Consider the following 19,543-nt stretch of genomic DNA (forward strand, 5'->3'; position numbering starts at 1 on the left):
AAGCACCTGATTCAATAACGCCCTGTTTTTTATTCATTGAGGAAATACTATGCGTGCTTTACCGATCTGTTTGTTAGCACTCATGTTAAGCGGTTGTTCCATGCTAAGCAGATCTCCCGTTGAGCCTGCTCAAAGCACTGCAACCCCGCCGGTTAAATCTGAGCCGAGCAAACCGCGCGCCACCCGCCCGGCCCCAGTACGTATTTACACCGATGCGTCAGAGCTGGTTGGTAAACCGTTCCGCGATCTGGGTGAAGTATCTGGCGAGTCCTGCCAGGCTTCGAATCAGGATTCTCCGCCGAATATCCCCACCGCGCGCAAGCGCCTGCAAATTAATGCCGCGCGTATGAAAGCTAATGCCGTCCTGCTTCACCGCTGCGAAGTGACCAGCGGTACGCCAGGCTGCTACCGTCAGGCCGTTTGCCTGGGTTCAGCGCTTAACGTCTCGGCGCAATGAGCGCATTTCAGTTCGCGCAAATAGGCGTCATCCGTTCGCCGTATAAAGAGAAGTTTGCCGTTCCTCGCCAGCCAGGCCTGGTGAAACACGGCGGCGGAGAACTCCATCTGGTCGCGCCCTATAACCAGGCCGACGCCGTGCGTGGCCTGGAGAGCTTCAGCCATCTGTGGATCCTGTTTGTGTTTCATCAGACAATGGAAGGCGGTTGGCGTCCGACGGTGCGACCTCCCCGACTGGGCGGCAATGCGCGGATGGGCGTCTTCGCCACCCGTTCAACGTTTCGCCCTAATCCCATCGGCATGTCGCTCGTTGAGCTCAAGGGCATTCGCTGTCAGAAAGATCAGGTAATACTGGAACTCGGCAGCCTCGATCTCGTCGACGGGACGCCGGTGGTTGATATCAAACCGTATCTTCCTTTCGCCGAAGCCCTGCCGGACGCCAGCGCCAGCTATGCACAGCAGGCGCCGCTGGCGGGTATGAACGTCAGCTTTACGCCGGAAATAGACGCACAGTTACTCACGCTGGAAAAACGCTACCCACATATCAAAGCGTTTATCCGCGAGGTGCTGGCGCAGGATCCGCGTCCGGCCTACCGAAAAGAGGAACAAGCGGGAAAAACGTATGCCGTCTGGCTGCTGGATTTCAACGTCCGCTGGCGGGTGACTGCCTCCGGTTTTGAAGTCTTTGCCCTCGAAGCGCGCTAATTTTATTTTCCTCTCTTTTGGCATCTTTGCCACACTGGTAAACTAAACCACTTTTTTTGTTTCAGGCTGGGCAACCAGCCTGTTCCGCTCGTTTAACTGGAACCGTTACAACATGCGTACTAGCCAATATCTGCTCTCCACTCTGAAGGAGACACCTGCCGACGCCGAGGTAATCAGCCATCAGCTGATGCTGCGCGCCGGGATGATCCGCAAGCTGGCCTCCGGGTTATACACCTGGCTGCCGACCGGCGTGCGCGTCCTGAAAAAAGTCGAAAACATCGTGCGTGAAGAAATGAACAACGCCGGTGCGATCGAGGTGTTAATGCCGGTCGTTCAGCCATCTGAACTGTGGCAGGAGAGCGGGCGCTGGGAGCAGTACGGCCCGGAACTGTTGCGCATTGCCGATCGCGGCGATCGTCCGTTCGTCCTCGGCCCAACCCACGAAGAGGTCATTACCGATCTGATCCGCAACGAGCTGAACTCCTATAAACAGCTGCCGCTGAACTTCTATCAGATCCAGACCAAATTCCGCGACGAAGTACGCCCGCGTTTCGGGGTGATGCGCTCCCGTGAATTCCTGATGAAAGATGCCTACTCTTTCCATACTTCGCAGGAATCGCTGCAGGAAACCTACGACGCGATGTATGCCGCTTACAGTAAAATCTTCAGCCGTATGGGGCTGGATTTCCGCGCGGTACAGGCTGACACCGGTTCTATCGGCGGCAGCGCCTCTCATGAATTCCAGGTGCTGGCGCAGAGCGGCGAAGACGATGTGATCTTCTCCGACAGCTCCGACTACGCGGCAAACATCGAGTTTGCGGAAGCCGTTGCGCCGAAAGAGCCGCGCGCAGCCGCCACCCAGGAGATGACCCTGGTCGATACGCCGAACGCCAAAACCATCGCTGAGCTGGTGGAGCAGTTCAACCTGCCGATCGAAAAAACCGTGAAAACTCTGCTGGTGAAAGCGGTTGAAGATAGCGCTTCCCCGCTGGTTGCCCTGCTGGTGCGCGGCGATCACGAGCTGAACGAAGTGAAAGCGGAAAAACTGCCGCAGGTCGCCAGCCCCCTGACCTTCGCCACCGAAGAAGAGATCCGCGCCCTGGTGAACGCCGGTCCGGGCTCCCTGGGCCCGGTGAACATGCCGGTTCCGGTGATTATCGACCGTACTGTAGCGGTGATGAGCGATTTCGCCGCTGGCGCCAATATCGATGGCAAACACTACTTCGGCATCAACTGGGACCGCGATGTCGCGACGCCGGAAGTGGCCGACATCCGTAACGTCGTCGCCGGCGACCCGAGCCCGGACGGTAAAGGTACCCTGCTTATTAAGCGCGGTATCGAAGTGGGTCATATCTTCCAGCTGGGGACGAAGTACTCCGAGGCGATGAAAGCCGCGGTCCAGGGCGAAGATGGGCGTAACCAGATCCTGACCATGGGCTGCTATGGTATCGGGGTGACTCGCGTGGTAGCGGCGGCGATTGAGCAGAACTTTGACGATCGCGGTATCGTCTGGCCGGATGCGATTGCGCCGTTCCAGGTGGCGATCCTGCCGATGAACATGCACAAGTCTTACCGTGTGCAGGAGCTGGCGGAGAAACTGTACGCCGAGCTGAGCGCCCAGGGTATTGAAGTGCTGATGGACGATCGTAAAGAGCGTCCGGGCGTGATGTTCGCCGATATGGAGCTGATCGGTATCCCGCACACCATCGTGCTGGGAGATCGTAACCTCGACAACGATGATATCGAATACAAGTATCGTCGCAACGGTGAGAAGCAGCTGATTAAGACCGGGGATATTGTGGAATATCTGGTTAAAGCGATAAAAGGCTAACACCCACCTCAGGGCCCTGAACGGATGTCAGGGCCTTTTTTTTTACAAGGACAGTACCAATGACTGCACATCTCCTCCGCAGCGGACTGCTTACTTTTGCCCTGCTCCTACTTACCGCCTGTACCTTGGACGTCGGCCGCAGCTCGCCTTCCACATCTGCTGCCGATGACCATTCATCATCCTGGGCTGTTACCCTCCAGCGTCAAAGCTCGATTGCCGGCAGCGGACTGCGCGAAATCGCCGAAAGCGACCTGCGCTCCGGCGACCTGCTGTTCTCCTCCAGCCTGGGCGTCACATCGCTTGGGATCCGCGCCTTCAGCGCCTCTTCCGTAAGCCACGTCGCGCTGTATGTTGGCGAAGGTCAGGTTGCGGAAGCCACCGGCGCCGGCGTACAAGTGATTACCCTTCAGCAGGCGCTGGCGCACAGCGATAAACTCTTTGCTCTCAGGGTGCCTGACCTGACGCCGGACCAGGCAACGACGATGAAAAGTTTTGCCTGGCAGGTCAAAGACAGCGGGTATAACTATCGCGGCATTATTCAGTTTATCCCTTATATGGTCACCAAACCGCTCTGCTCGCTCAACCCCTTCTCACGAGACTTTCGCCAGCAGTGCGTCAGTGGCCTGGCTAAAGCGCAGCTGGGCGATGCGGCAAGCGGCGACAAGAAAGCGTGGTTTTGCTCGGAGTTTGTCAGCGAGGCCTTTGTCCGAGCCGGGCATCCGCTGACGCTCGCGCAGGCGGCGTGGATCAGTCCTTCCGATCTGCTGCACATGCGGGAAGGAGACGTCGCCACGTTTAAACCCGAAACGCAGCTCCAGTATGTCGGGCATTTGAAACTGGGAGTTTATCTTCAGGCCGGTAAGCTGGTGGGGCTGAACAAACCGAAGGACGGTGCGGAGTAAAGAAACGATTGACGCTTTTCCGCCAGCCAGATCCACGCTCACTCTTGATGTGACAGGGCTAATAACAGGAGGAAGTAGGTGGTACTGCGCGGGATCATCCCCTGCCCGTTACCCGGACAGGGGCCTGACAATCAATGGCTGCAGTCTTTACCGGGAATAAATTTGCCGGCTTGATCCGTCATCAGCGTTTTCATCATCTCGCCGGTATCCGGGTTCGCTTCGAGAGTAAAGTGCCCTTCTACCACCAGCAGTACCGGGCGAGTATCGGTCCCGCGCGCGGCGGCATAATCCCGTTCAAGCTGGGCATTGTTCGCCACCGCGACGCGTTTACCGGTCGCGCAATCGGTAAAGGTTGCCGCATCGGCCATATAGAAATACATGCCGCGCATCGCCATCGGCGTCGTCGGCAGGCTGGCCTTCACTGGCTCCAGGGTATAGTTGAGAGGAGACTGAATGGGGCTTCCGTTGCGGTCGAGCATCTCCAGCTTGTCGCCTTTCGCGCGAAAGTAAGATTTCTCGCCCTTGCTGTTGGTCAGCACCAGCTTATCCGCGGTACGTGCCCAGGTGCCGTACGAGGCAAAGGATGACGGCTCACGACGGGCGCCCTGGTAGTGCTCATTCATCACCCAGGTCCCGTCTTTTTCCAGGAACAGCGAGGTGTCGATACCTTCGCAATCCGCGCAAGGCAGCACGCCTCGCCAGCTTTGCTGCATCGGCTTGAGCTCTTCCATCGCCGCTGGCTGGACCGTGTCAGTCTCGGCGCGATGGTTACAACCAAACAGCGCGAACAGCGAACAGGCCGCTATCACGGAGAATACGATTTTCTTCACTTTGCTTTCCTTATCATCCATTTCACCCGTTCGCCGACGCCTTCACTGGCGAACTTTCCCACGCAGCGCCTTGACTGAGGACTTCTGTGCCTTGGAAGCAAGGCGTCGCTCTTTCGATGCCCGAGTCGGTCGCGTCTCCCGGCGACTTTTTTGCACTGCGGTTAATTCTTTAATAAGGGCCACCAGCCGGGCGATCGCCGCTTCACGGTTCATCTCCTGGCTGCGGTATTCCTGAGCCTTAATGATAACCACACCGTCAGCAGAAATTAAGTGGTGGCTGGCGGCGAGCAGGCGCTCTTTGTAAAACTCCGGCAGGCTTGAAGCTTTAATATCAAAGCGCAGATGGATCGCCGTCGACGCTTTGTTCACATGCTGCCCCCCTGCTCCCTGGGCGCGAATGCCTGACAAGACGATCTCGTCGTCGGCAAGGGCTACGCTGCGGCTAATAGTAATCATGCCGACGCTTGCCAGGCGGTAAGCTGAATTTCAAGATTATTCCGAGCGTCGGATAACCAGATACTGCCCTCCTGCAGAGTGGCCTGCAGCGTCATGGTACGATCGGCAAAGGCGCTAAGCAGTGCCAGTTGCGCATCATCAAGATACCAGATGGTCAGCTTCGGGTACGCCGCAAGCTTGCTCTGATTCTGCTGCCACCAGATTTCAGCTGCCCGGCTATTATAGGCAAACAGCGCCACCGCCTGCGCCCGTGAGCAGGCTTTCTTAATCCGCCGCTCATCCGGCAGGCCCAGTTCGATCCACAGATCGACCCCGAGATGATCGTTAAGCAGCCACAGCTCCGGCTCGTCATCCGACGACAGACCGCGGGTAAACTGTAGCCGTTCATCGGCATATTTGATCCATGCCAGCAGGCGCAGCATCATGCGCTCCTGGGTTTCTGACGGATGCTGAGCCAGCGTCAGGTTAGCATCCAGAAACTGGTTGCGATCCAGATCGGCTACATTTACCGCAGCTTTATATATTGTCGCTTTCAGCGCCATGAATAAACTCCTGAAAAGAATGGCGTACATTGTAGCGAAACTGGCGGCAAAAGGCTGTCGTCAATCGCAGCAACCTGTTTCATCCTGCTGAAATTGCTTAAATGACTATGATATAGTTCCCTTGCTAAACAGAGTTTATCTTCGTAGGCTTAAACTTGCATCCCACGGTTGAGTCAGAACGCTGACAGGAGGGCATGTGGACCACTATTGTGAGTTAATACGCAAGCGGTATGCGGAAATAGCCAGCGGAGACTTAGGGTATATCCCGGATGCGCTGGGTTGCGTGTTGAAAGTATTGAATGAGATTGCGGCGGATGAGGCCCTTTCGGAGTCAGTCAGGGAAAAGGCCGCTTATGCGGCAGCAAACTTACTGGTGAGCGATTATGTCAATGAATGATACTTATCAACCCATTAACTGCGATGATTACGACAACCTGGAGCTGGCCTGCCAGCATCACCTGGTGCTGACGCTGGCGCTGAAGGATGGCGAACAGCTGCAGGCAAAGGCCAGCGATCTTATCTCGCGAAAAAATATCGAGTATCTGGTGGTCGAACTCGCCGGCAACGTCCGCGAGCTGCGCCTGGATAAAATCGCCAGCTTCAGTCACCCGGAAATCGGCACCGTGGTGGTGAGCGAATCCTGAATCAAAAACGGGCTTAATCGCCCGTTTTCCTCCACATCAGCCTGACCCCTTCCCCGTCCTTCACTTCACCTTCTGTGGTCACAAACAGATCGTCCGCTGCGGCAATCGGCGTTTCGCCGTAAAACAGCAGCGGCGTGGTGTCTCGTCGCCACGGAGCAACGCCCAGCTCCTGCCAGAGCTTCTTAAGCTTGCGTCCGCCATGGCGCCCGACAATATGCAGGTGGCCGCTGGCGCGAAAGCGGACGGTGACCGGCTCATCCGCCGACGGCGGGCGCAACTTGCCGCCGGGCCGCAGCGTCAGCTCGCCGAGACCGTCCGCCAGCCGCAGCGGCTGGCGCCAGTCGGGCCAGCGCTGAACGCTGTCCGTCTGACCGGGAAGATACTTCACCCAGTACAAACGCTGTTGAAAACGGCGGACGGTAAATTCCCCCAGCCGCAGACAGGGGCTGGCATCTTCCCGCGCCAGCGCCACCTCGTGCCAGAGGCGCTCAGGCACCTCGCGGGCGGGCATCGGCGCCTGCTGCCCGGCGAGCCAGCGACGCAGCAGCGCCGCTCGGCGCGGCGGACTCATCGTCGCCAGCGGCGCGATAGCCAGCGAGCCATCTTCGGCCACCAGCGACGCCAGCTCCGCCGCCAACATCTCGTCCAGCAGTTGTTCCTGCTCGGCGCACAGGCTGGCGCTGCGGGCGACGGCCTCGCTAAAGTGCGGCCAACGCTCGCGCAGCACCGGGATCACCCGCAGGCGCAGGAAATTGCGGTCATAGGTATCATCCTGATTACTCTCATCTTCGATCCACGACAGCTGATGGGCGAGCGCCCACTGGCGTAGTGATTCGCGGGTTTCATTGAGGAGAGGACGCAGTAGTCGACTGCCGGCAAAGGCAGAGGATGGCGCCATCGCCGACAGGCCGGTAGGACCGCTGCCGCGTTTTAACGCCAGCAGCAGGGTTTCGCACTGATCGTCCTGGTGCTGGGCGGTCACTAACACCTCGCCGGCATTGAGCGTATCCTGAAAGGCCTGATAGCGCGCCGCACGAGCGTGGGCCTCGACGCCCAGCCCTCCCCGGGCTAACGTCACGCGATGCACCACCAGCGGCACCTGCCACTGCTGGCAAATCTGCCGACAATGCGCCACCCAGTCGTCTGCGTGGGCGCTAAGGCCGTGGTGAACATGCACCGCCCGCAGCGTCAGCGAGGGATCCTGTTCCCGCAGCAGCACCAGCTGATGCAGAAGAACCGTCGAGTCCAGACCGCCGCTGAAGGCCACCAGCAGCTGGCGATGGGGATGAAGCGTATGCGCAATATCAGCCGTCATATCCACGAACATACCGAGAAGTGATGGCCCGGCACGTTACCGGGCCAGGGCCGCGCTGGCAAGATTTACTGCTGATATATTTCCAGCGGCAGGTCGTCCGGATCGCTAAAGAAGGTAAAGCGTTTACCGGTAAAGGGATCGACACGAATCGCTTCGCACTCCACGCCATGCGCGGTGAGATGGGCTACCGCGGCGTCGATATCATCCACGCTAAAGGCCAGATGACGCAGCCCGCAGGCTTCCGGACGACTGGGGCGGGCTGGCGGAAACGGGAACGAGAACAACTCAATCACATACTCGCCGTTGAGCGCCAGATCGCCTTTCCAGGAATCGCGCTCGGCGCGATAAAACTCACTTTGCAGCGTAAACCCCAGAATATCGCAATAGAACGCTTTACTGCGGGCGTAGTCGGTCGCAATGATGGCAATATGGTGAACCCGTTTCAAACCCAGCATGGTTAAACTCCTTCTGTTAAGCCAGCCACGTTACTCGTGCGCGCCGTTAACGCGCAAGCCTTTCGTCATTTTTTAAGACTCGTACCCGATACACACCGTCCTCATCGCGCTTGGCGCCGTGAATATCGGTCTCAAAGCCCGGGTAATGACGGCCGATAGAGCAAAGCATCAGCAGAAAATCGAGCACCGCCCGGCTTTCCTCGGTGATCATCTCTCCCGGCATCAGCAGCGGAACCCCCGGCGGATAAGGGAGGATCATGTTGGCCGAAATCCGCCCCACCAGGTTCTCCAGTTCAATAGTTTCCACCTCCCCCTTGATCTGGCGCTGCCAGGCGTGATGCGGCGTCATTTTCATTTCCGGCAGGACGTCAAAGGCGCTGAGCATCAGCTGCGGCAGCTGATGCTGACGGATCAAGCGGTGGATCCCCTGCGCCAGATCCTGGATCCGCATGTTGCGGTAGAAGTCGGGATCTTCGGCGTACAGATCCGGCAGCATATTTTTCACCCGCAGATTGAGATCGTAGGCGCGTTTAAACTCGGTCAGGCCGCGCAGCAGCCCCATCGCCCGGGTTTTATCGATGCCGATACTGAACAGGAACAGCAGATTGTAGGGGCCTGTTTTCTCTACCACCACGCCCCGCTCGTCGAGGAACTTCGCCACCAGCGCCGCCGGGATCCCCTCTTCATCCATATTCCCCTGCTCGTCCATGCCCGGCGTCAGAATGGTGACCTTCACCGGATCGAGATACATATGATCCGCATCGGCATCTTTGAAACCGTGCCAGTCCTCGCCCGGCGCTACCGGCCAGCACTCGGCTTTATCCACGGCTTCCGGCTGCCAGATATCAAAGAACCAGCCGTCCGACTCCTCGCGCAGTCGCTGCACCTCTTTGCGGAAGTCCAGCGCCCGCTCAATGGAGCGCTGGATCAGACGTTTACCGGAGTTGCCGCGCAGCATCGCCGCCGCGGTCTCAATCGACGCGACGATGGGGTAGCTCGGCGACGTAGAGGTATGCATCATAAAGGCTTCGTTAAAGGTCTCTTCATCATAGTTGCCTTTAATGTGGATCAGCGAGGCCTGCGACAGCGCGGCCAGCATCTTATGCGTCGACTGCGTCTCGAAGATGACTTTCCCGGGGATCCGCTCCCCGCTCATACCGCTTTTCCCCTGATATATCGGATGGAAATGGGTATAGGGCACCCAGGCGGAATCGAAATGGATCGACGGGACATCGAGCGTCTCCTTAAGCCAGGTGGTGTTATAGAGCAGACCATCGTAGGTGGAGTTGGTGATCACCGCATGCACGGGCCACTGCGCCCCGCCCGTGTCGCGCACTTTCTGCTGAATGCTGTCGCGGGTAAATTCGCGCCGGGGGATACCGCCGAGGATCCCCAGCGCGTTGCGGGTCGGCTTCAGCCACAGGGGAACCACATCGCTCATCATCAGCAGGTGGGCCAGCGATTTGTGACAGTTACGGTCAATCAGCAGGGTGCTGCCGGCGGGCGCCGAGTACATGCCGACAATTTTATTGGACGTCGAGGTGCCGTTGGTCACCATATAGCTTTGCTCGGCGCCAAAGGCGCGCGCGATATACTCCTCCGCCTCCAGGTGCGGGCCGGTATGATCCAGCAGGGAGCCCAGCTCGGTGACCGAAATCGAGACATCCGCCTTCAGCGTATTCCCGCCAAAAAAATCATAGAACAGGCAGCCCACCGGGCTTTTCTGATAGGCGCTGCCGCCCATATGACCCGGCGTACAGAAGGTATATTTTCCCTCCTGGACATAGTTGAACAGCGCGCGGGTAAACGGCGGAGTGATATTCTCCAGGTACTCGCGGGTGTACTGCCCAATGCGGGTGGCGATCTCTTCGGAGAGTCCCAGCGCATATTCGAAGAACCACAGCGTCATGCGCAAATCCTGACTGCTGACATCCATCGTCGAGTGGGCGTTAATAAAGGCGTACAGAGGAAGGTATTCATTGAGCTGATTGATATCGCTGCACAGATCGACGCTGTATTCATCCCAGTCGAAGATCACCCCGCAGATGCGCGGGTTGTGCTCGATAAACTGCAGCAGGTCGGCGCTGTTTTGCGGCCAGATGGTCTGGAAGCCCTGGCGCTGCAGCGCCGCTTCCAGTTCTTTGATCGGCTCGTCTTTGTGGTAGACGCCGTGAGGCCCCATGATGGCGATGATATTCACGCTTTCCTCCTGGTATTCACCTAAGTCAAGCATCATAGCAATCCCCCGGGCGCATCGCACATAAAAAAAGGGCCGGAAAATCCGGCCCTTAGTGTTTAGTCCTGACGAAAAAGTTAAGCGTAACCGTAGCTCATCAGACGCTGATAGCGGCGGTTCAGCAGCTCTTCTTCGCTGAGCAGATCGAGGTCTGCCAGGTCTGCCAGCAGCTGCGCCTTCAGGCTCGCTGCCATCGCTTCCGGGTTGCGGTGAGCGCCGCCCAGCGGTTCCAGAACGATAGAATCGATCAGCTTCAGCTCTTTCAGACGCGGGGCGATAATGCCCATCGCTTCCGCAGCCAGCGGCGCTTTATCCGCGCTCTTCCACAGAATGGAGGCGCAGCCTTCCGGCGAAATGACCGAATAGGTGCTGTACTGGAGCATGTTGACCTTGTCGCCCACGCCGATCGCCAGCGCGCCGCCGGAGCCGCCTTCACCGATTACGGTGCAGATAACCGGCACGCTCAGACGCGACATCTCACGCAGGTTGCGGGCGATCGCTTCCGACTGGCCACGCTCTTCCGCGCCGACGCCCGGGTAGGCGCCCGGGGTGTCGATAAAGGTGATGATCGGCATTTTAAACCGCTCAGCCATCTCCATCAGGCGTAGCGCTTTGCGGTAGCCTTCCGGCGCCGGCATCCCAAAGTTGCGGCGAATTTTCTCTTTGGTTTCACGACCTTTCTGGTGGCCGATGATCATCACCGGACGACCGTCAAGACGCGCGATACCGCCGACAATCGCTTTATCGTCAGCGAAGGCGCGGTCACCGGCCAGTTCGTCAAATTCGTCGAACGCCAGGCGGACATAATCCAGGGTGTAAGGACGGCGCGGGTGGCGCGCCAGTTGCGCAACCTGCCATGCACCGAGATCGGCGAAGATTTTGCGCGTCAGCTCTACGCTTTTCTCACGCAGACGATGCACTTCTTCGTCGATGTTAATATCCAGTTTCTCATCCTGACGGCTTACCGCAGTCAGGGAATCGATTTTCGCTTCCAGCTCTGCAATCGGCTGTTCAAAATCTAGGAAATTCAGACTCATAGTATTCCTGTATTAGTCAAACTCCAGTTCCACCTGCTCCGAGCCGATAAGGCCCCGCAGATCGTTAAGTAAACGATCGCTCGGAGAGACGCGCCATGTTGCGCCGAAACGCAACCGCGCGCGTGCATCCGCCCTCTGATAGTAGAGGTGCACTGGAATGGTTCCCGAACGGTGGGGTTCCAGAGACTGACGGAGTCGGTTTAAAAGCTGGTCATCAATTTGCCTGTCCGTCAGCGAGATAGCAAGCCCGCGAGCATATTTTTCCCGGGCTTCGTCAATGTCCATGACTTCACGGGCGGTCATTTTAAGCCCCCCGCTAAAGTCATCAAAGCTGACCTGTCCGCTGACGATAAGTATGCGGTCTTTTTCCAGCAACTGCTGATATTTATCCAGCGCGTCGGTGAATAACATCACTTCCAGCCGCCCGGAACGGTCATCCAGGGTACAGATGCCGATACGATTGCCGCGCTTGGTGACCATTACCCGCGCCGCAATCACCAGCCCCGCCGCCGTGGTGACTTTCCCACGTTCGGTCGGATGCATGTCTTTGAGCCTCACGCCGCCGACGTAGCGCTCAATCTCCTTCAGATACTGGTTAATCGGGTGTCCGGTGAGGTATAGCCCCAGGGTCTCCCTTTCACCATCCAGCACCACCTGCTCAGGCCATGGCTGGCAGCTGGCGTAGGATTGCTCAATTTGCTCGGGCTCTTCCGCCAGCACGCCGAACATATCAGCCTGGCCGATGGCCTCGGCTTTCGCGTGCTGGTCAGCGGCTTTCAACGCATCGCCCAGCGAATTCATCAGCGCCGCGCGATGTGGGCCGAGACGATCGAACGCCCCGGACATAATCAGCTTTTCCAGCACCCGACGGTTGAGCTTTTTAATATCGGTTCGCGCGCAGAGGTCGAACAGCTCGCGGAAATAGCCGCCATTGTTGCGCGCCTCAATAATCGCTTCGATCGGTCCTTCGCCGACGCCCTTGATGGCGCCAATGCCATAGACGATCTCGCCATCGTCGTTGACGTGGAAATGGTACAGGCCGGAGTTAATATCCGGGGGCAGGATTTTTAGCCCCATTCGCCAGCACTCATCCACCAGGCCAACCACCTTCTCGGTGTTGTCCATATCGGCGGTCATCACTGCCGCCATAAACTCGGCCGGGTAGTGCGCCTTAAGCCACAGCGTCTGGTAGGAGACCAACGCGTAGGCGGCGGAGTGCGATTTGTTAAATCCGTAACCGGCGAATTTCTCCACCAGGTCGAAGATTTTCATCGCCAGTTCGCCGTCAATGCCGTTTTTCTTCGCCCCATCCTCAAAGATAGAACGCTGCTTGGCCATCTCCTCCGGCTTTTTCTTACCCATCGCACGACGCAGCATGTCCGCGCCGCCGAGGGTATATCCGGACAGCACCTGGGCAATCTGCATGACCTGTTCCTGATACAGGATGATGCCGTAGGTTGGCTCCAGCACCGGTTTCAGGCTTTCATGCTGCCACTGCACGTCCGGATAAGAGATCTCCTCGCGGCCATGCTTACGGTCGATAAAGTTATCTACCATCCCCGACTGCAGCGGGCCCGGGCGGAACAGAGCCACCAGCGCGATCATATCTTCGAAGCAGTCCGGCTGCAGGCGTTTAATCAGATCTTTCATGCCGCGTGATTCAAGCTGGAAGACCGCGGTGGTTTCCGAGCGCTGCAGCATGTCGAAGCTTTTCTTGTCATCCAGCGGGATGGCGGCGATATCCAGCGGCCCTTCGCCGTTCTTCTCACGGCGCTTGTTGATCATCTCCAGCGCCCAGTTAATGATAGTAAGCGTACGCAGACCGAGGAAGTCGAATTTCACCAGCCCGGCGTATTCCACGTCGTTCTTATCAAACTGGGTAACCGGATGCAGCCCCTGCTCATCGCAATACAGTGGCGCGAAATCGGTGATTTTGGTTGGAGCGATAACTACCCCACCGGCATGTTTACCGGCGTTTCGCGTCACCCCTTCCAGCTTACGCGCCATGTCGATCAGCGCTTTCACTTCTTCGTCCGCCTCGTAGATCTCCGGCAGCTGCGGCTCGGCCTCAAAGGCTTTCGCCAGCGTCATGCCCGGATCGGGCGGCACCAGCTTGGAGATACGATCGACAAATCCGTACGGGTGACCCAGCACGCGACCGACATCGCGGATGACCGCTTTCGCCGCCATGGTACCGAAGGTGATGATCTGCGATACCGCGTCGCGGCCGTACATATCCGCCACGTGCTCGATAACCTGGTCGCGTTTCTCCATGCAGAAGTCGACGTCGAAGTCGGGCATCGAGACACGTTCCGGGTTAAGGAAACGTTCGAACAGCAGGTCGAACTCCAGCGGGTCAAGATCGGTGATCTTCAGAGCATAGGCCACCAGCGAACCGGCGCCGGAACCGCGTCCCGGGCCAACCGGCACGCCGTTATCCTTCGACCACTGGATAAACTCCATCACAATCAGGAAGTAGCCCGGGAACCCCATCTGGTTGATAACCTGCAGCTCGATGTCCAGACGTTCGTCGTACTCCGGTCGACGCTTTGCGCGCTCTTCCGGATCCGGAAACAGAAACGCCAGACGCTCTTCCAGACCCTCTTTCGATTTCATGACCAGGAAATCTTCCGTGGTCATATCGCCGGTCGGGAACTGCGGCAGGAAATATTCGCCAAGCCGCACGGTGACGTTGCAGCGCTTGGCGATTTCTACGCTGTTTGCCAGCGCTTCCGGGATGTCGGCGAACAGCTCGCACATCTCCTCCTCACTGCGCATATATTGCTGCGGCGAGTAGTTACGCGGCCGTTTCGGATCGTCGAGCGTGAAGCCGTCGTGAATGGCAACGCGGATTTCGTGGGCGTCGAAGTCGCCGGTTTCAAGGAAGCGGACATCGTTGGTCGCCACCACCGGCAGACCGCGCGCTTCCGCCAGCGCCACGGCGGCGTGGAGATAGGCCTCTTCATCCTGTCGACCGGTACGGATCAGCTCCAGAAAATAGCGGTCCGGGAAATGCTCTTCGTAGAAGGCGACGCACTGTTCAACCAGCGGCATATTGCCGCGGATCAGGCTGACGCCGACGTCACCTTTCCGGCCGCCGGAGAGCAGAATCAGCCCTTCCTGATGTTCCACCAGCCAGTTGCGATCGATCCACGGCCCCAGGGCGCCGTAGCCGCGCTGATAGGCACGGGAAATCAACAGGGTCAGGTTCTGGTAGCCGGTGTTGTTCGCCGCCAGCACGGTCAGCTCGGTAAATTCGTCGCCGAGCAGGTCGCACTGCACGTGAAAGTCGGCGCCGACGATCGGCTTAATCCCCGCGCCGTGTCCCGTCCCGTAGAACTTCACCAGTCCGCAGAGGTTGGTGAAATCGGTGATCGCCAGCGCTGGCATGCCAAGCGAGGCCGCCTTCTTCACCAGCGGCCCGGTCTTTGCCAGCCCATCGATCATGGAATAGTCGCTGTGCACCCGCAGGTGTACGAAACGTGGTTCAGCCATCTTTAGATCCCGGTGACTTAGTTGGACGCCAGGCCCAGGGCACGCTTCACCGGGCCAAAACTGCGCCGGTGATGCTCTGTTGCGCCGTGTTCCTGCAGCTTCTGCAGGTGAACAGCGGTGGGATAGCCTTTATGCTGGGCAAATCCGTAGTGGGGAAATGCGAGGTCCAGCGTGGCCATTTCGGCGTCACGAGTGACTTTTGCCAGAATAGACGCTGCGCTGATTTCTGCCACCCGGCTGTCGCCTTTCACCACCGCCTGGGAGGGCATCGGTAGCGACGGACAGCGGTTGCCATCGATCAGGACAAACTCAGGAACAATGCTCAGGCCGGCGACGGCGCGCTGCATCGCCAGCATAGTGGCATGCAGAATATTCAGCTCGTCGATTTCGTGCGGCTCGGCGCGCCCCAGGCTCCAGCACAGCGCTTTCTCTTTAATCTCATCGAACAGCGCCAGACGACGCTTCTCGCTGAGTTTTTTGGAATCATTCAGACCCACAATCGGCTTCGCCGGATCGAGGATCACCGCCGCGGTCACCACCGCGCCAACCAGGGGGCCACGCCCGACCTCATCGACGCCGGCAACCAGATGGGTATGCGGATAGACGAACTCCATCATTGTTTTGCTAACTCCAGTACGGCGTCCGCCGCCTGCTCATCGGCGTTGCAGCGGATCTGCTGATGCAGGGCGCGGAACGTCTCATGCATCTCATGGCTGGTTTTGCCATCGGCCAGCAGCGGCTGCAGAGCGGCTGCCAGCGCCTGGGGCTCGCACTCATCCTGCAGCAGCTCTTTAACCAGTTCGCGACCGGCCAGCAGGTTCGGTAACGAGACGTAGTCGGTTTTTACCAACCGCTTCGCCAGCCAGAAGGTGAACGGCTTCATCCGGTAGCCAACCACCATCGGGCATTTCGCCAGCATACACTCCAGCGCTGCCGTCCCGGAGGCCAGCAGCGCGGCGTCGCTGGCGATCATTGCATCGCGCGCCTGACCGTCCAGCATATGCACGATCATATCCGGCGCCGTCTCAGCTTTAATACGCTCAAACTGCTCCCGCCGTTTAGCATTAACCAGCGGCACCACCACCTGCAGATCGGGATAGGTGGCGCGCAGAAGCTGCGCGGTTTTCAGGAAGTCGGCGCTAAGCATTTCGACTTCCGCGCCGCGGCTGCCGGGTAGCAGAGCGAGGCAGCGCACGCTGTGCGGGATCCCTAACCGGTCGCGCGCAGCGCCTTTGTCAGGATCCAGCGGCATCGCATCCGCCATGGTATGGCCAATAAAGCGGCAGGGGACGTTAAATTTGTCATAAAACGCTTTTTCGAAAGGCAGAAAGGCCAGCACCAGATCGGTGGATCTGCCGATTTTGAAAACGCGTTTTTGTCGCCAGGCCCAGACCGACGGGCTGACGTAGTGAATGGTTTTGATGCCCTGCTTTTTCAGATTTCCTTCGAGGGTGATATTAAAGTCAGGGGCGTCGATGCCGACGAAGACATCGGGACGCAGCTCGCCGAAGCGGCGGGTCAAATCGGCGCGAATATGGAGTAAGCGACGCAGGCGACCGAGCACTTCAACAATGCCCATCACCGCCAGCTCTTCCATTTCATACCAGGCTTCGCACCCTTCCGCCTGCATTAGCGGCCCCGCCACGCCGACAAAGCGCGCATTCGGGATGCGTGCTTTAAGCGCGCGGATGAGACCAGCGCCTAGAATATCGCCGGAGGTTTCTCCGGCGACCAGGGCAATCGTCAGGGGACGCTGTTCAGCCATTAACGAATCAAGCCGCGGGTAGAACGAGCGAAGAAATCGACAAACAGCTGAACCTCAGGATGCTGAGCAGCCAGTTCGGCGATTTCCGGCTTGGCTTCTTCCAGCGTTTTGCCGCTGCGGTACAGCAGTTTATACGCGTTGCGGATCGCGGTGATTGCTTCCCGGCTGAAGCCGCGGCGTTTCAGCCCTTCGATGTTAACGCCGAACGGCGTCGCATGGTTGCCCTGGGCAATGACGAACGGCGGAACGTCCTGCGCCACGCCGGAGCAGCCGCCAACCATAACGTGTGAGCCAATGACGCAGAACTGATGCACCGCCGTCATGCCGCCGATAATGACATAATCATCCAGCGAAACATGGCCCGCGAGCGTCGCGTTATTGGCCAGAATGCAGCGATCGCCAAGCGTACAATCGTGCGCCACGTGGGCGTTGATCATCAGCAGGTTATCGTTGCCCACCTTTGTTAATCCACCGCCCTGTACTGTGCCGCGATGAATGGTGACGCTTTCGCGAATGCGGTTGCGATCGCCAATTTCCACCCGGGTCGGTTCGCCAGCATATTTCAGATCCTGGTTAACTTCGCCGATGGAAGCGAACTGATAGATCTCATTGTCACGGCCGATTTTGGTGTGGCCGTTAACGACAACGTGAGACTTCAGCACGGTGCCTTCGCCGATTTCGACGTTAGCGCCAACAATACAAAACGGACCAATGTGAACGTTAGCGCCAATCACGGCGCCCTCTTCTACAATGGCGGTAGGATGAACAAAAGCGGTTTTATCAATCACGTATCAGGCCTCCCGGCTACGCGCACACATCATCGTCGCTTCGCAAACCACTTTACCGTCAACCAGCGCAACGCCTTTGAAACGGGTCAGGCCGCGGCGGGTTTTCTCGAAAGTGACTTCCATAATCATCTGATCGCCTGGTACTACCGGGCGTTTGAAGCGTGCTTCATCGATACCCGCGAAGTAGTACAGCTCGCCTGGTTCCAGTTTTCCGACGCTTTTGAACGCCAGAATCCCGGTGGCTTGCGCCATTGCTTCCAGAATCAGGACGCCCGGCAAAATCGGCTTACCAGGGAAGTGCCCCTGGAAAAACGGCTCGTTTACAGAAACATTTTTTACTGCGCGCAGAAAACGACCTTCTTCAAAATCCAGCACGCGGTCTACCAGCAGGAACGGGTAACGGTGAGGCAGAAGTTCCAGAATCTCTTCAATGTGCAGAGTATGAGTGTCAGTAGTCAAAATACTCTTCCTGTCTAAATGTACTAAAAGGCAATAATAACACGGCCTGCGGCAATCTTTTAGCGAATGCAACAGGCCGGAAATGTCATGTGACCAAATGATGAATTAGTCTTGTTGATTAACCTTGCGCTCAATCGCTTTCAGGCGCTTGCTCATCTCGTCAATATTCATCACCAGCGCAGCGGTTTTACGCCACGCCTTGTTCGGCTGCAGCGGAATACCGGAGGAATATACGCCAGGTTCGCTGATAGGACGCATCACCATCCCCATCCCCGTGACGGTGACCTTATCGCAGATTTCCATATGGCCGTTAATCACGCTGGCGCCGCCAATCATGCAGTAGCGGCCAATTTTCAGGCTGCCCGCCATGATAACGCCGCCAGCGACCGCGGTATTGTCGCCAATCACCACGTTATGCGCAATCTGGCACTGGTTATCAATGATAACCCCGTTGCCAATCACGGTATCGTCCAGCGCACCACGGTCAATCGTGGTGCAGGCGCCAATCTCCACGCGATCGCCAATAATGACGCGACCCAACTGCGGGATCTTTACCCAGTTACCGCGATCGTTAGCGTAGCCGAAGCCATCCGCGCCAATCACCGTGCTGGACTGAATCAGGCAATTCTCGCCGATCTCAATCTCATGGTAAACGGTCACATTAGCCCACAAACGCGAGCCGGCGCCTATTTTCGTATTTTTCCCAACGAAGCAGCCTGCGCCGATAACTACGTTATCGCCCAGCACTACGCCGGATTCGATAACCGCGTTGGCGCCGATGGCAACGTTGCTACCCAGCTTCGCCGACGGATCGATGACCGCGCTCGGCGCGATATCCTGAGCCGGCTGCGGCGTGGTATCAAGAATTTGAGCCATGCGCGCGTAGGTCAGGTAGGGGTTACGCACTACCAGCGCGGCGCTATGGGCAAAAGGTAAATCATCCTGCGTCATCACAACGGCAGAAGCCTGGCAAGCGGCCAGGTGCTCACGGTACTTAGGGTTGACCATGAAAGTGATTTGGCCCGTTTTCGCGCTCTGCATGGACGCAACGCCGGTGATGACGATATCGCCATCACCGTGTAATTCTGCATCCAACTGCTGCGCGAGATCAGCCAGTCGAATTGAAGGCATTACTTATTTAACCTGTTTCAGCACATCAGCGGTGATGTCTTTTACATCGCTGCTGTTATATGCAACGGCATTCGCGTCAACCACCAGATCGATGCTCTGATCTTTCGCTACGCTCTGTACGGCAGTCTGGATACGGGTAACCAGTTTGCCACGCTCTTCGTTGGAACGACGTGCGCGATCCTGTTCAAACGCCTGCGCTTTCTGGGAGAAGGTCTGGCGCTGTGCCATCACGTCTTTTTCCAGTTTGGTACGATCGGCGCCCGGCTTCATGGACTGCAGACGCTGCATTTTGGACTGCAGGTCGCCTTCCATACGCTGCAGTTCGCTAGCGCGGCCTTTGAACTCGTTTTCCAGCGTGTTGGAAACGCCAGTTTTCTGGGCAACCTGTTGGAACAGGCTGTTCATGTTCACCAGGGCAATTTTATCTGCCGCCTGAGCGGAAGTTACCATTGCCAAACCCAGACCTGCAGCTAATAACCACTTTTTCACAATAAAC

General features: G+C 57.8%; 20 protein-coding genes. 6 read left to right on the forward strand and 14 right to left on the reverse strand.

Annotation, left to right across the window (positions count from 1 at the left end):
* Positions 1-49 precede the first annotated feature (49 nt).
* From rcsF to KB892_RS20795, 4 genes are all read left to right on the forward strand, one after another.
* Positions 50-457: an Rcs stress response system protein RcsF gene (gene rcsF / locus KB892_RS20780; protein ID WP_002889443.1), complete on the forward strand. Its 408-nt coding sequence runs from the start codon at positions 50-52 to the stop codon at positions 455-457.
* Positions 454-1,161 (forward strand): tRNA (N6-threonylcarbamoyladenosine(37)-N6)-methyltransferase TrmO, encoded by a 708-nt coding sequence (gene tsaA / locus KB892_RS20785; RefSeq protein WP_002889441.1) that lies wholly within the window; start codon positions 454-456, stop codon positions 1,159-1,161. Before rcsF ends, tsaA begins: the two co-directional genes overlap by 4 nt.
* Before the next feature lie 112 nt (positions 1,162-1,273).
* Positions 1,274-2,992 carry a proline--tRNA ligase gene (gene proS, locus KB892_RS20790; RefSeq protein ID WP_004151928.1) on the forward strand — a complete coding sequence of 573 codons (1,719 nt, stop codon included), beginning with the start codon at positions 1,274-1,276 and terminating at the stop codon, positions 2,990-2,992.
* 59 nt (positions 2,993-3,051) lie between these two features.
* Positions 3,052-3,894: a YaeF family permuted papain-like enzyme gene (locus KB892_RS20795; protein ID WP_002889437.1), complete on the forward strand. Its 843-nt coding sequence runs from the start codon at positions 3,052-3,054 to the stop codon at positions 3,892-3,894.
* A gap of 131 nt (positions 3,895-4,025) precedes the next feature.
* On the opposite strand, the gene nlpE is transcribed toward KB892_RS20795, so the two are convergent.
* The 3 genes from nlpE to KB892_RS20810 are packed head-to-tail and all read right to left on the reverse strand — an operon-like array spanning position 4,026 to position 5,722.
* Positions 4,026-4,724, reverse strand: a complete 699-nt coding sequence (gene nlpE / locus KB892_RS20800) for an envelope stress response activation lipoprotein NlpE (RefSeq protein ID WP_002889435.1) — start codon at positions 4,722-4,724, stop codon at positions 4,026-4,028.
* A gap of 42 nt (positions 4,725-4,766) precedes the next feature.
* Positions 4,767-5,180 (reverse strand): alternative ribosome rescue aminoacyl-tRNA hydrolase ArfB, encoded by a 414-nt coding sequence (gene arfB, locus KB892_RS20805; RefSeq protein WP_002889433.1) that lies wholly within the window; start codon positions 5,178-5,180, stop codon positions 4,767-4,769.
* A complete protein-coding gene (locus KB892_RS20810) occupies positions 5,177-5,722 on the reverse strand; it encodes a YaeQ family protein (RefSeq protein WP_002889431.1) in 546 nt (181 codons plus the stop codon). The genes arfB and KB892_RS20810 overlap by 4 nt, the downstream gene beginning before the upstream one ends.
* A gap of 196 nt (positions 5,723-5,918) precedes the next feature.
* On the opposite strand from KB892_RS20810, the gene KB892_RS20815 reads away from it, so the two are divergent.
* Both KB892_RS20815 and rof read left to right on the forward strand, forming a co-directional pair.
* Positions 5,919-6,119: a YaeP family protein gene (locus KB892_RS20815; RefSeq protein WP_002889429.1), complete on the forward strand. Its 201-nt coding sequence runs from the start codon at positions 5,919-5,921 to the stop codon at positions 6,117-6,119.
* Positions 6,106-6,366, forward strand: a complete 261-nt coding sequence (gene rof / locus KB892_RS20820; protein WP_002889424.1) for a Rho-binding antiterminator — start codon at positions 6,106-6,108, stop codon at positions 6,364-6,366. The genes KB892_RS20815 and rof overlap by 14 nt, the downstream gene beginning before the upstream one ends.
* Before the next feature lie 13 nt (positions 6,367-6,379).
* Here rof and tilS read toward each other — a convergent pair whose 3' ends face one another.
* The 11 genes from tilS to skp form a co-directional block, all read right to left on the reverse strand.
* Complete coding sequence (gene tilS, locus KB892_RS20825; RefSeq protein WP_014342876.1) at positions 6,380-7,693, reverse strand: tRNA lysidine(34) synthetase TilS; 1,314 nt, start codon at positions 7,691-7,693, stop codon at positions 6,380-6,382.
* 53 nt (positions 7,694-7,746) lie between these two features.
* Positions 7,747-8,136, reverse strand: a complete 390-nt coding sequence (locus KB892_RS20830; RefSeq protein ID WP_002889387.1) for a VOC family protein — start codon at positions 8,134-8,136, stop codon at positions 7,747-7,749.
* Positions 8,137-8,182: 46 nt separating this feature from the next.
* Positions 8,183-10,336 carry a lysine decarboxylase LdcC gene (locus KB892_RS20835; protein ID WP_002889384.1) on the reverse strand — a complete coding sequence of 718 codons (2,154 nt, stop codon included), beginning with the start codon at positions 10,334-10,336 and terminating at the stop codon, positions 8,183-8,185.
* Between the two features lie 113 nt (positions 10,337-10,449).
* Positions 10,450-11,409, reverse strand: coding sequence for an acetyl-CoA carboxylase carboxyl transferase subunit alpha (gene accA / locus KB892_RS20840; protein WP_002889381.1), 960 nt, complete (start codon positions 11,407-11,409; stop codon positions 10,450-10,452).
* 12 nt (positions 11,410-11,421) lie between these two features.
* Positions 11,422-14,904: a DNA polymerase III subunit alpha gene (dnaE, locus tag KB892_RS20845; RefSeq protein WP_002889378.1), complete on the reverse strand. Its 3,483-nt coding sequence runs from the start codon at positions 14,902-14,904 to the stop codon at positions 11,422-11,424.
* Between the two features lie 17 nt (positions 14,905-14,921).
* A complete protein-coding gene (gene rnhB / locus KB892_RS20850) occupies positions 14,922-15,521 on the reverse strand; it encodes a ribonuclease HII (protein WP_002889376.1) in 600 nt (199 codons plus the stop codon).
* Positions 15,518-16,669 carry a lipid-A-disaccharide synthase gene (lpxB, locus tag KB892_RS20855; protein WP_002889374.1) on the reverse strand — a complete coding sequence of 384 codons (1,152 nt, stop codon included), beginning with the start codon at positions 16,667-16,669 and terminating at the stop codon, positions 15,518-15,520. The genes rnhB and lpxB overlap by 4 nt, the downstream gene beginning before the upstream one ends.
* A complete protein-coding gene (lpxA, locus tag KB892_RS20860) occupies positions 16,669-17,457 on the reverse strand; it encodes an acyl-ACP--UDP-N-acetylglucosamine O-acyltransferase (RefSeq protein WP_002889371.1) in 789 nt (262 codons plus the stop codon). Before lpxA ends, lpxB begins: the two co-directional genes overlap by 1 nt.
* 3 nt (positions 17,458-17,460) lie before the next feature.
* Positions 17,461-17,916, reverse strand: coding sequence for a 3-hydroxyacyl-ACP dehydratase FabZ (gene fabZ / locus KB892_RS20865; protein WP_004145858.1), 456 nt, complete (start codon positions 17,914-17,916; stop codon positions 17,461-17,463).
* A gap of 105 nt (positions 17,917-18,021) precedes the next feature.
* Positions 18,022-19,047: a UDP-3-O-(3-hydroxymyristoyl)glucosamine N-acyltransferase gene (lpxD, locus tag KB892_RS20870; RefSeq protein WP_002889327.1), complete on the reverse strand. Its 1,026-nt coding sequence runs from the start codon at positions 19,045-19,047 to the stop codon at positions 18,022-18,024.
* Positions 19,048-19,050: 3 nt separating this feature from the next.
* Positions 19,051-19,536 (reverse strand): molecular chaperone Skp, encoded by a 486-nt coding sequence (gene skp, locus KB892_RS20875; RefSeq protein ID WP_002889325.1) that lies wholly within the window; start codon positions 19,534-19,536, stop codon positions 19,051-19,053.
* Positions 19,537-19,543 lie beyond the last annotated feature (7 nt).

The sequence above is a fragment of the Klebsiella sp. P1927 genome (assembly GCF_018204675.1).
In the GTDB taxonomy this organism is placed as follows: domain Bacteria; phylum Pseudomonadota; class Gammaproteobacteria; order Enterobacterales; family Enterobacteriaceae; genus Klebsiella; species Klebsiella pneumoniae.

Excerpts from the sequence above, each read along its gene's own strand:
- tilS (WP_014342876.1), bottom strand. The coding sequence starts at position 7,693 with ATGTTCGTGGATATGACGGCTGATATTGCGCATACGCTTCATCCCCAT.
- lpxD (WP_002889327.1), bottom strand. The coding sequence starts at position 19,047 with ATGCCTTCAATTCGACTGGCTGATCTCGCGCAGCAGTTGGATGCAGAA.
- proS (WP_004151928.1), top strand. The coding sequence starts at position 1,274 with ATGCGTACTAGCCAATATCTGCTCTCCACTCTGAAGGAGACACCTGCC.
- rnhB (WP_002889376.1), bottom strand. The coding sequence starts at position 15,521 with ATGATGGAGTTCGTCTATCCGCATACCCATCTGGTTGCCGGCGTCGAT.
- accA (WP_002889381.1), bottom strand. The coding sequence starts at position 11,409 with ATGAGTCTGAATTTCCTAGATTTTGAACAGCCGATTGCAGAGCTGGAA.
- arfB (WP_002889433.1), bottom strand. The coding sequence starts at position 5,180 with ATGATTACTATTAGCCGCAGCGTAGCCCTTGCCGACGACGAGATCGTC.
- KB892_RS20810 (WP_002889431.1), bottom strand. The coding sequence starts at position 5,722 with ATGGCGCTGAAAGCGACAATATATAAAGCTGCGGTAAATGTAGCCGAT.
- tsaA (WP_002889441.1), top strand. The coding sequence starts at position 454 with ATGAGCGCATTTCAGTTCGCGCAAATAGGCGTCATCCGTTCGCCGTAT.
- KB892_RS20795 (WP_002889437.1), top strand. The coding sequence starts at position 3,052 with ATGACTGCACATCTCCTCCGCAGCGGACTGCTTACTTTTGCCCTGCTC.
- KB892_RS20830 (WP_002889387.1), bottom strand. The coding sequence starts at position 8,136 with ATGCTGGGTTTGAAACGGGTTCACCATATTGCCATCATTGCGACCGAC.
- rcsF (WP_002889443.1), top strand. The coding sequence starts at position 50 with ATGCGTGCTTTACCGATCTGTTTGTTAGCACTCATGTTAAGCGGTTGT.
- rof (WP_002889424.1), top strand. The coding sequence starts at position 6,106 with ATGTCAATGAATGATACTTATCAACCCATTAACTGCGATGATTACGAC.
- lpxB (WP_002889374.1), bottom strand. The coding sequence starts at position 16,669 with ATGGCTGAACAGCGTCCCCTGACGATTGCCCTGGTCGCCGGAGAAACC.
- dnaE (WP_002889378.1), bottom strand. The coding sequence starts at position 14,904 with ATGGCTGAACCACGTTTCGTACACCTGCGGGTGCACAGCGACTATTCC.